The following is a 13026-nucleotide window of genomic DNA, read 5'->3' on the forward strand; positions in this document are numbered from 1 at the left end:
TTTTATTTTTAAGTAAAGCCTTATCATGTTTGTTTTTATATGTATTTTCAATGATTATTCTAGCAATTTTTTTCTAATTATTATATAATAAATATTATCAATTATTTTAAAGAAAGAGGGGTTTTTTAATGTTACAAGTAAGTATTTTATTACCTTTACTTGCAATTTTTATAGTACCTTTACTCAAAAAATATATTAAAAGCATACATTTAGGAGTATTCATTATATTAATTCCTTTTAGTTTGTTTTTATATTTTTTATCAACTATAAAGAGTATATACAATGGAAATAATCTAACTAGTGTATTGTCATTCGCTCCTAATGTAGGACTAGACATAAATCTTACATTAGATGGTCTGTCATTGTTATTCGCATTACTTATAACAGGTATAGGTACTCTAGTAATACTTTATTCTACATACTATATGCAAAAGGATGATCCTAAGCTACATAAATTCTATATATTCTTAATGATTTTTATGTCAGCGATGTTAGGAGTAGTTCTATCCGACAACTTACTTAGTATGTATATGTTTTGGGAATTTACTTCTGTATCTTCATTCTTACTTATCAGTTATTGGCATGAAAACGATGCTTCAAGAAAAGGAGCATTAAAATCATTAATAATAACTGTATTTGGTGGAGTTTTAATGTTACTAGGAATTTTTGTTCTTTATAACATTACTGGAAGTTTTAATATTTCTGAAATAATTACTTATAGCCAAAATAATAGTTTTAATAATAACAATATATATATAGCTATGGCTATGATTATTATGGGGGCATTTACTAAATCTGCTCAATTCCCATTCCATATATGGTTACCTGATGCTATGGCTGCACCTACTCCTATTAGTAGTTACCTACACTCAGCAACGATGGTTAAAGCCGGTATCTATTTACTTCTTAGAATAGGAATTGTCTTTTCATTTAGCAATGTATTTGGAAATATTTTAATTACTTTTGGTGCAATAACGATGCTTATAGGATCTGTTAATGCAATATTCTTAAAAGATTTAAAAGCAATATTAGCATACTCTACAATAAGTCAACTTGGTATGATGACTTTAATGATTGGTATTGGTAATCTTGGACTAGCAAACAATAATAACTCTATTTATACTTTCGCATTTTATGCAGTTTGTTTCCATATTTTAAATCATGCTGCATTTAAAGCTAGTCTATTTATGGTAACAGGTATAATAGATCACACTCTACATTCTCGTGACGTATCAATGATACGAGGTATGCGTGTATTCTTACCTATAAACTTTGTAATTAGTATTCTGGCAGGAATGTCAATGGCTGGAGTTCCACCATTTAGTGGCTTCTATTCAAAAGAATACTTCTTAACTGTACTTTATAGCTTAACTAACACTAGTTCTCTTTATTTAATAGTGATTTTTATAGCTATAATTGCAGCAATAGGAACTTTTGTTTATTCAATGATTTTGATATTCAAACCTTTTATGGGAACATTTGATAACAAAGTTCTAGGTAATCACAAGTTCCATAAACCTAGCATAGGGATAGCTATATCACCTGCCATTCTTGCTATTTTTACTATAGCTAATAATTTTTATAAAAATTACTTAGTTATCCCTGCTCAAGAAGCAGCTGTTAAATCAAAAAATTATACTACACAGATTACTCACGATAGTATACTGTCTACAGAATTGATAACAACAATAATTGTTATTATTATAGGTACAATTATCTACATAACTTTTTCTAGTAAAAATACAGTTTACAACTACAGTGCTGTTATCGTATCAATTCAAAAACTTTACGATAAATCTGCTTTAGCACTACATAAATTATGTGGTGATTTACACGATTTATTTATAACTAATAGAATAAGACGTAATATGAGTTATATATTTATAACTTTATCAGCAACAATTATTGGTGGATATTTTGCTTTAGGCTCACCTAAACTAATAGGTAACTTCTCTAAAGTTCACATTATAAATATAGTTCTTGCACTAGGAATTACATTATGTTGTTTTGCGTTAGCTAGAATTACTAATAGATTAGTCTTAATTATGACTTCATCTGGTATAGGTTTTATGATGACTGCTTTATATGTTACTTTTAGAGCACCAGACCTTGCTATGACACAATTTGTTATAGAATCTATTTCAACAATTATCTTCTTAGTAGCATTTATCATACTTACTAACAAGACAAAACACGTGGAAAAATCTAAATTTAAATTAACTAATGCAATAATTGCAGCAATAACTGGTTTAAGCTTTACAATAGTAGGATTAGTTGCTTACGCACAAAAAAATCCATCACAAATTAGCCAATTTTATTTTAATAATGTAAAACCTTCTGGTGGAGGAAACATAGTTAATGTTATAATAGTAGATTTCCGTGGATTCGATACATTGTTTGAAATAACTGTTATGTGTATGGTAGCATTAATAATTTACTCTATGTTTAAAATTATAAAAAAAGGAGGAAATAAAAATGAAAACTAATGATTTAATATTAAAAACACTTTCATCTACTGCATCAATAGTAATATTTTTATTATCTCTTTATTTATATTTTACAGGACATTTTTATCCTGGTGGGGGATTTGTAGGTGGTCTACTTTGCACAATGGCTATATCTTTAGCTATGTTCACTTATGGTATTGATAAAGTTAATAAAGTAATACCTATAAATTATATTTATGTGACTGCAGCAGGTCTATTATTTTCTGTAGGAACTGCTTTTAGTGGTATGATTGTAGGAAAAAATTTCTTCAAACATCACTTTACTCACGCACATCTTCCTCTAATAGGAGATGTTGAATTACATACAGCTGCTATTTTCGATCTTGGGGTTTATTTAGTTGTTGTTGGAGTGCTAATGTCAGTTATTTTAGCTTTCGGAAAGGATGGGAAATAATGGAATTTTATATGATTATACTTTGCGGTATTTTAGTAGGATTTGGTGTTTACCTTATGCTTTCTAAAAGTACAATGCGTATTATTATCGGTGTCGGTCTTTTCGGTCACGCCGCAAACCTAGTAATACTTATTGCGGGAGGATTATATGACGGAGATATTCCAATTATATCTGAAAGAGGGACTGACTATATAGATCCTGTTCCTGCCGCATTAATTCTTACAGCAATAGTTATTGGCTTCGCTGTTACATGCTTATTAATATCTATTTATATAGCTAACTACAAATTAAAAGGTAGTGATGATATAACTATCTTAGAGGATGTAGAAAATATGAATAAGGAGGTAAATACTAATGAGTAGTAATTTAATAGTTTTACCTATAGCCATTCCATTGCTATTTGCAGCTATAACTATATTTTTTAAAAACAAAATATCTATACAAAGAAAAATTACTTTTCTTGCTAGTTTTTTAGTAATTATTTCTGCATTATACAATGTTTTCTTAGTTAAAGAACACAAATTATTATTTTTAGAAATGGGAAATTGGATTAGCCCTTTTGGAATAACTCTTGCCTTAGATGGTATTAACAGTATTTTAGTCTTAACTTCTTCTATAGTATTTTTAGCTACATTGCTGTATTCTTTTAAAACTATTGATAAAAAAAGAGAACTAAGCTTCTTCTATCCAGGATTTTTATTAATTATGGTAGGTATCAATGGAGCTTTTATTACAGGGGATATATTTAACTTATTTGTGTTTTACGAAATTTTACTTATGTCTTCTTACTTATTACTATTAGTAGGTATAAGCAAAGAACAAATTAAATCTTCTATAAGTTACGTTCTTATGAACGTTTTTGCAGGAAGTTTGTTTGTTATAAGTGTTGGTTATTTATATACCATTGTAGGTAGCTTGAATATGGCATACATTTCAAAAACGATTATGTCACTAGAGAATAAAAATGCTCTTTATTTAATAGGAGCTGTAATGATTTTTGTATTTGCAATGAAAGGAGCATTATTCCCTTTATTTACATGGATGAATAGAGCATATGCTGCTCCTCCAATAGCTATTTCTGTAATTTTTGCAGCATTACTTACTAAAGTCGGTCTATATTCTATAATTAGAACTTACAGCTTATTCTACTTTGATTCTAAATTTATAAAATACTTACTGATTTACTTAGGAGTTATTTCTATAATTGCTGGATGTATAGGTGCAATTTACCAAAAGAATTTAAAACAAATAGTTATTTTTAATATTGTAATATCTTTAGGAATTATGGTAACAGGAACAGCAACATTAAATCTTAGTGGTATAAAAGGAACTATATTATACGCTATTAATGATATTTTATTAAAAGCTGTATTATTCCTTATTGTAGGATTAATTATTTACGCTTGTAATGTTCATAATATTAAAAAATGTGGATTAATAAACAAATATCCTTTACTAGGGTGGACATTCTTCATTACTACACTTTGTTTAGCTGGAGTTCCTCCTTTTAGTGGCTTCTATGGGAAAGCTCTTATTATTCGTGGTTTAGTTGAAGATGATCAGATATTTGCTAGTATTGTAGTTACTTTATCAGGTTTAATTATATTCTATTCACTTATAAAAATATTTTTAAATATATTCTATGATAATATCAATAAAGAATTAGAATATAAAACACTACCTAAATCATTACTATTTCCAGTTATTGCATTGCTTTTAGTTGCTATAATTTCTGGAATATCTAGTAATTACTTTGATATATTCTTAGATCAAAGTGCATCTACTATTCTAAATCCACAACAATATATAGACTTAATTTTAAAGAAAGGATAATGTAATATGGCAATACAAATTTTAATAAATATCGTTATCGGTTTCTTATGGATGGTTCTATCTAATGGATATAATACTGAATATTTTGCTGTTGGATTTTTCTGGGGAGCTATTATTATAATAATCTTCAAAAAATTGTTACCAGGACAATTATACTTCTTATACATTTATAAATGGTTAAAATTGATACTTCTATTCCTAATAGAATTAATAAAAGCTGATATTGCTGTATTAAAATTAATGTACAAACCTAAGTTAAATGTGAATCCTGCAATATTTGAATATCCGTTAGATGTAAAAAAAGATTGGCAAATTACTTTATTAGCCAATATGATAACTTTAACACCTGGAACAATTACGGTAAATGTAAGTCATGATAATTCTAAATTATTCATTCATAGACTAGATACAGAAGATATAAATGGAGAGATAGAAGCTATAAAATCTAGTTTCGAAAAAGCTATATTGGAGGTTGAAAATAATGGATAAAATTTTAAACATAACAATATTAGCAGGTATATTTGCCAGTGCCTTAATGATAGTATTTCTACTATACTATATGGTAACTAGAAAAAGCATTTACGATAAATTAATTGCTAGTGATTTGATTGCAATGCCATTAATATCTGCTATTGTGCTTATTAGTATGTACTATAAAACATCATCATACGTATCACTTATATTAATTATCTCTGCAATATGTTTTATAGGTACTGTAGTTACAACTAGATTCTTAGCAAGAAAGGAGGTCTTTACTAATGACGACGATAGATAATACTATCAATATTGCTATAATTGTTCTAATAATAATTGCTATAATAGCTATGTTTAGTACAATATTAGGTTTTATAAGACTTCCAGATGAACTTACAAAAATCCATGCGGCTGGTGTTACCGGATCATTTGCTGTAGAATTAATATTGATCGCAGGATTCATATATTTTTATAAACATATGAACAGTTTGGAATTCAAATTAATTTTATCTATAGTATTTCTATTTCTAGTATCACCTATAACAGCTCATATGATTGCATTAAGTTCAATAGTTAGAAAAAAATCTGCTTTTTTCAAACGTGAAAATCAAATTGAACCTGTTCTAGAGGATATAGAAAAATTTAATAATAAATAATATAAGACTGGAACTACATCTAGTGAGTTCCAGTTTTATATTTGTAATAAATACAGTAGTAATATTAACCTTGACTTATATTAAGTATTATAGTAATATCAAGCTAGATTAATTTATTGAAAAGATATTAAGGAGAAATTCAAATGAGAAAATATTTTGGAACAGATGGTATAAGAGGTATTGCTGGTGAAACTCTTACTGCTGAACTAAGCTTTAAGGTAGGTCGTGCATTAGGTAAACTTCTTAAATCAAAAAAAGAAGATCCAAAAGTTTTAATAGGTAGAGATACTCGTATTTCTTGTGATATGATTGAAAATTCTATAGTATCTGGATTAACAAGTGTTGGAGTAAATGTTATGTTAGCAGGCGTAATTCCTACTCCAGCTATAGCTTATTTAACAAATACACTAGAAACAGAAAGTGGAATTATGATTTCAGCATCTCATAATCCATATCAAGATAACGGAATAAAAATTTTTGGAGCAGATGGCTTCAAACTGACTGATGAAGAAGAAATAGTAATAGAAAATTATATTGATGAAGATAATATAGAGAATGCTACTTACGATAATATAGGACGTATTCACGATGCTTATGAACTTACTCAAAAATATATTCAACATATTAAATCTACCATTAATAATAATTTTGAAGGCCTAAAAATCATTTTAGACTGTGCTAATGGAGCAACTACAAATGTAGCACCATTTATCTTTGGAGATTTAGATGCAGATATAGAAACTATAGGATGTCAGCCTAACGGAGTAAATATTAATGACAACGTTGGCTCTACAAAGCTAGATACTATTATAAACTACATTAAAGAACACGAAGTAGATTTTGGATTAGCATTTGATGGTGATGGAGATAGGTTGCTTGCCGTTGATAATGAAGGAAATATTGTTGATGGTGATAAAATAATGTTTATTCTTGCTCAGCACTTAAAAGAACAAAATAAACTAAAAGATAATATGATAGTATCTACAGTTATGAGTAATATAGGCTTTTATCGTTCAGTTGAAGAAAATGATATGCAATCTATAAAGACATCAGTTGGAGACAGATATGTAGTTGAAGAAATGCGAAAAAATAACTACTCTATTGGTGGAGAACAATCTGGTCATATAATATTAATGGATAATGCAACTACTGGAGATGGTATTCTTGCTGCGGTTCAACTTGCTTCTATAATTAAAGAAAAAAATACAACATTAAAAAAACTTGCAGATCAAGTAACTATATATCCACAAAAACTAATTAATATTAATGTCCTTGATAAAAAAATAGCTCTAGAAGATGAAGAAGTTCTTGCAGAATGTAAAAAAGTAGAAAATGAACTATCTAATAATGGTAGAATATTACTGCGTGCTTCAGGAACAGAAAATTTAATACGAGTTATGGTTGAAGCTTCAAGTGATGAACTAACAGAAAAATATTGTGAACAAGTCGCAAAAATAGTAAGAGACAAATATTCAGTAAAATAAAAAATTAGGGTTATTAATTAAAAAGTTTATTACAATTTATAGATAAGCTATTTAATAATAACCCTATTCCAATATCAATACAAGGAGATAATATAAATGTTTGAAAATATAATAAGTGATATTTGGATTGATATAGAAAATAAAAAATTAATAAAATTTACCGCATCAAATTTCCGAAATAAAAGTGAAGAACTAGAAAAAATTATTGCTAAATTAGTTATTATAAAAAAACAGACAAATTTACAGTTAGAATATCGCTATAAAAGAATTATAAAGCATATTAATATTCCTATACACTCTAAAGAAAATATTATTAATGAACTAAAAAATATATTTTTAAGCTTTAGAGATATAAATATACAAACAGAAAAAGAAAATATAGATATAAAAATTTCAAAAAAATATAAAATTACTGTAAATAGAAAAATACAAAATAAAAAAAATATTGTACAAAATCAAAATAAGAAAAAAAATTATTTATTAGATGAAAATATGAAATATGATTTTCTAATAGCGTTAGGTATTCAAACAAAAGAAGGAAAAATAAAAAAAGACAAGTTTTATAAATTTAGACAAATAAATAAATATTTAGAATATATCTCTTATTGTATAAAAGAAATATCAACAGATAAAGCTATCAAAATACTAGATTTCGGTAGCGGAAAAAGTTATCTAACATTCTCTGTATATTATTATTTGACAGAAATATTAAATAAAGATGCTAATATTATTGGTATTGATTTAAAAAAAGAAGTAATTGATAATTGTAACAAAATCGCTAAGAAATTAAATTTTAATAAATTAAACTTTATTTATGGAGATGTAGCAAATTTTTCTACAGATGATAAAATAGATATGGTTATAAGTTTGCATGCTTGCGATACAGCTACTGATATAGCTATTTTAAAATCTATATCTTGGAAAACAAAAGTAATATTAGCTGTCCCTTGTTGTCAAAAAGAATTGAATTCTCAACTTAATGAAAATTATATTTCTATAATGTTAAAACACGGAATTATAAAAGAAAAATTTGCTAGTTTACTTACAGATTCAATAAGAAGTGAAATTCTTAATTCATTTGGATATAAATCAAATATTATGGAATTTATTTCCGAAGAAAATACTCCGAAAAACCTTTTAATCAGGGCTATAAAAAAAGACAACAAAATTAATAAACAAAAAATAAATGAAATTAAAACATATCTAGATACATTACAAATAAAGATGATGTTGGTAGATGAGGCTATAAAATTAACGTAATGCTTACAATGAAATATAAAAAAAGTGAACTATAGAAAATTATAGTTCACTTTTTTATAAATACTAAATTTAATAATTTATCCGTGCAACCATATTAATTGAATTAAGAATAATAATGCAAATACATACATTAAAATATGAATTTCTTTTGCTTGTTTTTTTACTAATTTTAGTAAAACATAAAATACAAAACCGAAAGCTATACCATCATTTATTGATCCTGTTAAAGGTATTCCTAAAATAGTAGCAAATGCAGGAAATGACTCAGTTATATCGTTCCATTCTATTTTAGAAATATTTTCCATCATAAATGACCCTATTATGATTAACGCTGGTGATGTGATTGCTGCTACTGATGATAAGCTAGAAGCAAGCGGGAACAAGAACAATGATAAAAATACTAAAATAGCCGTTGTCAATGATGTAAGTCCTGTACGCCCTCCATTAGCAACACCAGATGAAGACTCAATATATGCTGTAGTTGGTGAAGTTCCAAAAAGTGATCCTACAGTAGTCGCTACAGAATCAGCTAATAATACTTGGCGAACTTTTTTTATTTTTCCATTTTTTACTAAACCTGATTGATTAGCAACTGCAATCATCGTTCCAGTAGTATCAAATAAAGTAACCATTAGGAATGCAAAAACTATTCCGTATAACCCCATTTCAAAAACATTAATACTTTCTGTAATAGGGTTGTATAATACATTTAAATTAAAATTAGGTACTTGAAATATATTTTCTATTTTTAATAATCCCATAAAATAACTTATTAAAGCTATAATAAACATTCCAATAAAGATTGCACCTTTAATTTCCAGAACTAATAAAATTAAAATAATAACAATTCCTAGTATTGTCAAGTATGCCATAGGATTACTTAATTTACCTAGTGACAATATAGTTGCATCGTTAGGAACAATTATCCCCGAATTCTTAAGCCCTAAGAAAGTTATAAATAACCCGATAGCTACTGATATTCCATATTTCAAATTGTTAGGAATAGCATCAATAAGAGCTTCTCTAAATCTAGTAGCAGATAACAGAATAAATATAACCCCAGCAATAAAACAAGTAGCCAAAAGAGTAGTATAATTTGCTCCAGTCACTGCTACCATACTTGCAAAATAAGAATTAAGACCCATACCAGGGGCAATTACTATAGGATAGTTTGCGCCTAATGCTAATATTAATGTTCCTACTAAGCTAGATAAAACTGTAGCTGTAAATACTACATCTAGAGGAATTCCAGCAGCTGACAAAATCGCAGGATTAACTACTAAAATATAACTCATTGCAAAAAAAGTAATAAAACCAGAAGAAATCTCTGTTTTTACATTTGTATTATTTCCCTTTAAATTAAATATTTTTTCTATCATTTTTTCTCCTTATTAAATTATAATATTACTCTCTATCAAATTTAGGTACATAAAATTGTCGATTTTCTAAACCAAATATTCTTTCTGAAAAATTACCTGGTTCTACATTAGTTAAATTTTTATCAAACATTTGCATACGTGCATCTATATTATCAATAAAATTCAAAATTTCTGCTTCTTTTAACATCGGTAATTTAGGAGAGCCAAATTCATATTTACCATGATGAGATAATATTAAATGACGTAATAATATTACCTCTTCTCCTGATATATTTAAACTTTCTGCACAACGAGAAATTTCATCACTCATTATACAAATATGCCCTAACAACTCTCCTTCTAACGTATAAGACGTAGCTATAGGTCCACTCAATTCTACAGTTTTCCCTAAATCATGCAGTATTATTCCGCTATAAAGCAAATCTTTGTTTAACAAAGGATAAATTTCTACCAAAGATTTAGCAATTTTCAACATAGTTACAGTATGATAAATAAGTCCAGAGTAAAAATCATGATGCATAGATTTAGCTGCTGGATAAGATACAAATTGTTTTTTATATTTATTCAACAATGTTGTAGTTATCGCTTTAAGCTTTATATTTTGAATATCTTTTAGAAATATATTCAAATCACTTATCATTACTTCTTTAGGTAACGGCGCTATTTGTATAAAATCGTCAATAGCAATATCTTCATCATCATTTTTAAGTCTATAAGACCTTAATTTTAATTGCATTTTACCACGATATTCATTGGCTATTGCATCAATATATACTAAAATTCCTGATTTTAAATTATTATAGTCTTCTTCTGTAACTTCCCACATTTTAGCTTCTATACTTCCCGTTTTATCCTTTAACACTATTGTTAAATACGGCTTACCACTAGTAGCTATACCCTTAGTAATATTATCTACTAAGAAAAATTGATTAACTTCTTGTCCATTCGTAAAGTCTTGGATAAACATTTGACCATCTCCTTATAAATACTCTAACATAATATTTAATTTTTTATCTATTTGTTCAGTATAGTTACTATAACTTACCGGATCCTTAGGGTTTAAAACATTATGAATTTTATTATCTTTTGTAATTATCTTACTGCTAGCTCCACAACCAATGCCTATTATAGTTTGAACCTCTTCCATAATAATTATATTATACAAATTAATATGACCTTTTTTAGAATAACCTATATTTTCCATATTTGCTAAGATATTTTTTTGACGATATAAATAATAAGGAATATAGTCATTATCCTTCATCCACTTCTTCGTTATATCTAACATCTCTTCTGCTTCATTTCCTGTAGCCACTGGATATTTAGTTCTATTTTTGGTCATATGACTAGCTCTCTTAAAGCTCAAAGCGTGAACCGTTATATTATCGGGTATAAGATTTCCAAAATTTTCTAAAGTATTCTCTATATCTATTTTAGTCTCTCCGGGCAGTCCTACTATCATATCCATATTAATAGTATCTATATAATCTCTTGACAAGTAATATTTGTCAATTGTTTCTTCAACACTATGTATTCTTCCAATAGCTCTTAATGTATTGTTATTAAAACTTTGTGGATTAACGCTGATTCTGTTAACATTATATTTTTTTAGGACTTCTAATTTTTCTATATCAATCGTATCAGGTCTTCCAGCCTCTACTGTTATTTCTCTTAATTTATTAGAATTTATTTTTGAATATATCTTTTGTAATACCTTCTCCAAATCTATAGCCGATAAACTAGTAGGAGTACCCCCTCCTAAATAAATAGTTGTAACTTCCTTCCCTTTCTTGATAAGTACATCAAATACTAAATCAATTTCTTTAAATAACATATCCAAGAAACTTTCCATTCTAGAATCATTCTTTTTAATTTGATATGCTGGAAATGTACAATAAGCACATTTAGTCGGACAAAAAGGTATCCCTATATAAATACTAACCTCATCATTATTTAAATTATAAACATCAGGAATTGCTTCAATTTGGGTTTTAAAAATACTTTCTAATATATTTATACTCGGAAGTGTAACCAAATAGTCATCTTTTAAAATATTACGGACAGTTTCAATATCTCTGTATTGATTATACAGCATATGAAATAACTTTGTAGGCCTAATCCCTGTTAATACTCCCCACGGAGCTTCATAATTAAATATCTTATTGAACAATTTTACAATTTCTTTGCTAACTATCCTTTTTAGTTCTTTTCTATTTTTATTTTTAATTATAGATTTACTCTCATAATCATCATAAAAATCACATTTTAAACCAACAAATTCATCATTAATTTCAAATTCCAAAGAAATATTTAGTACATCTTCTTTTCTCTCAAAGTTGTAACAAAAAGTAGCACCTTGCACATATTGTTGCGCAAGGTGTTTTAGTGTCAAATCATAAATTTCTTCGGAAATACCTGACACAAGAAAATTATAATTATTTTTCATATTTATTAAATAATTCTTCTAAAGGTTTGTAAATAACTTTGTTAATATCTTCAATAGTTACTTGTAATCTTTGTTGTGCTTGAATTAACTTACTAACATTTTCATCAGCTACTAATTTCTCTTGTAACTGTTGGAAAGATTGTAATTGTTCTTCTGATGGTTGTTCTCCAGTTTGCATACTTTGCATAAAACTACTTTGGGTATCAATAAATTCTTTATACAAATTTTTCGATTCTGCATTTTTTTCTAAATTCTCAAAAGCCTCTACTAAATCTTTGTAAACATCGCTTTCTCGTAGACTTTTTTCAAATTCATTAGCTTTATCATATATATTCATATTATAAAATCTCCTATCAAGTAATAACCTAATTATAACATAAATTATGACTATTTAAAAGAATTACAATGAATATTATAATTATGAAAGTTTTGATAAATTTATTGAATATAATAAATAATTCAAACAAAATTAAGTACTTTTCCATATAAAATATACATTGATTTTCTAAATTAATAAAACTTAAATTTATAATAAGATAAAGTAATAAATTAAAAATATAAAAAGGTGCCTAGCATTAAACTAAGTGCTTGTA

The 13026-nt window shown here is 27.0% G+C and carries 13 protein-coding genes; 9 read left to right on the forward strand and 4 right to left on the reverse strand.

The genetic code is table 11. The features are described from left to right. The first annotated feature begins 128 nt into the window (after positions 1–128). The 9 genes from mbhE (at position 129) to HZY83_RS03915 (ending at position 8608) form a co-directional block, all read left to right on the forward strand. Positions 129–2486, forward strand: coding sequence for a hydrogen gas-evolving membrane-bound hydrogenase subunit E (gene mbhE / locus HZY83_RS03875; RefSeq protein ID WP_179942762.1), 2358 nt, complete (start codon positions 129–131; stop codon positions 2484–2486). Continuing rightward, the gene (locus tag HZY83_RS03880; protein ID WP_179942763.1) at positions 2476–2901 is read left to right on the forward strand and encodes an MnhB domain-containing protein; all 426 of its coding nucleotides are present in this window, start codon (positions 2476–2478) and stop codon (positions 2899–2901) included. Before mbhE ends, HZY83_RS03880 begins: the two co-directional genes overlap by 11 nt. After that, positions 2901–3263 (forward strand): sodium:proton antiporter, encoded by a 363-nt coding sequence (locus HZY83_RS03885; RefSeq protein WP_179942764.1) that lies wholly within the window; start codon positions 2901–2903, stop codon positions 3261–3263. The genes HZY83_RS03880 and HZY83_RS03885 overlap by 1 nt, the downstream gene beginning before the upstream one ends. Continuing rightward, complete coding sequence (locus tag HZY83_RS03890) at positions 3256–4734, forward strand: proton-conducting transporter transmembrane domain-containing protein (RefSeq protein WP_179942765.1); 1479 nt, start codon at positions 3256–3258, stop codon at positions 4732–4734. The genes HZY83_RS03885 and HZY83_RS03890 overlap by 8 nt, the downstream gene beginning before the upstream one ends. Positions 4735–4740: 6 nt before the next feature. Continuing rightward, positions 4741–5223 (forward strand): Na+/H+ antiporter subunit E, encoded by a 483-nt coding sequence (locus tag HZY83_RS03895; protein WP_179942766.1) that lies wholly within the window; start codon positions 4741–4743, stop codon positions 5221–5223. Beyond that, on the forward strand, positions 5216–5509 hold the full coding sequence (locus tag HZY83_RS03900) for an MrpF/PhaF family protein (RefSeq protein WP_179942767.1): 294 nt from the start codon (positions 5216–5218) through the stop codon (positions 5507–5509). The genes HZY83_RS03895 and HZY83_RS03900 overlap by 8 nt, the downstream gene beginning before the upstream one ends. Then, positions 5493–5864: a cation:proton antiporter gene (locus tag HZY83_RS03905; protein ID WP_179942768.1), complete on the forward strand. Its 372-nt coding sequence runs from the start codon at positions 5493–5495 to the stop codon at positions 5862–5864. Before HZY83_RS03900 ends, HZY83_RS03905 begins: the two co-directional genes overlap by 17 nt. Before the next feature lie 143 nt (positions 5865–6007). After that, positions 6008–7348, forward strand: coding sequence for a phosphoglucosamine mutase (gene glmM, locus HZY83_RS03910; RefSeq protein WP_179942769.1), 1341 nt, complete (start codon positions 6008–6010; stop codon positions 7346–7348). 96 nt (positions 7349–7444) lie between these two features. Continuing rightward, a complete protein-coding gene (locus HZY83_RS03915; RefSeq protein WP_179942770.1) occupies positions 7445–8608 on the forward strand; it encodes a class I SAM-dependent methyltransferase in 1164 nt (387 codons plus the stop codon). Between the two features lie 77 nt (positions 8609–8685). Here the strand turns inward: HZY83_RS03915 and HZY83_RS03920 are convergent, their stop codons facing one another. The 4 genes from HZY83_RS03920 to HZY83_RS03935 are packed head-to-tail and all read right to left on the reverse strand — an operon-like array spanning position 8686 to position 12770. Continuing rightward, positions 8686–9987, reverse strand: a complete 1302-nt coding sequence (locus HZY83_RS03920) for an NCS2 family permease (RefSeq protein ID WP_218925329.1) — start codon at positions 9985–9987, stop codon at positions 8686–8688. 25 nt (positions 9988–10012) lie between these two features. Beyond that, the gene (locus HZY83_RS03925; RefSeq protein ID WP_179942771.1) at positions 10013–10954 is read right to left on the reverse strand and encodes an HD domain-containing protein; all 942 of its coding nucleotides are present in this window, start codon (positions 10952–10954) and stop codon (positions 10013–10015) included. Positions 10955–10966: 12 nt separating this feature from the next. Further along, entirely contained in the window at positions 10967–12433 is a 1467-nt protein-coding gene (hemZ, locus tag HZY83_RS03930; protein ID WP_179942772.1) for a coproporphyrinogen dehydrogenase HemZ, read from the reverse strand. Next, positions 12423–12770 carry a YlbF family regulator gene (locus HZY83_RS03935; protein WP_179942773.1) on the reverse strand — a complete coding sequence of 116 codons (348 nt, stop codon included), beginning with the start codon at positions 12768–12770 and terminating at the stop codon, positions 12423–12425. Before HZY83_RS03935 ends, hemZ begins: the two co-directional genes overlap by 11 nt. Between the last annotated feature and the right edge of the window lie 256 nt (positions 12771–13026).

It is taken from the genome of Gemella sp. GH3 (genome assembly GCF_013415425.1).
Taxonomy (GTDB): domain Bacteria; phylum Bacillota; class Bacilli; order Staphylococcales; family Gemellaceae; genus Gemelliphila.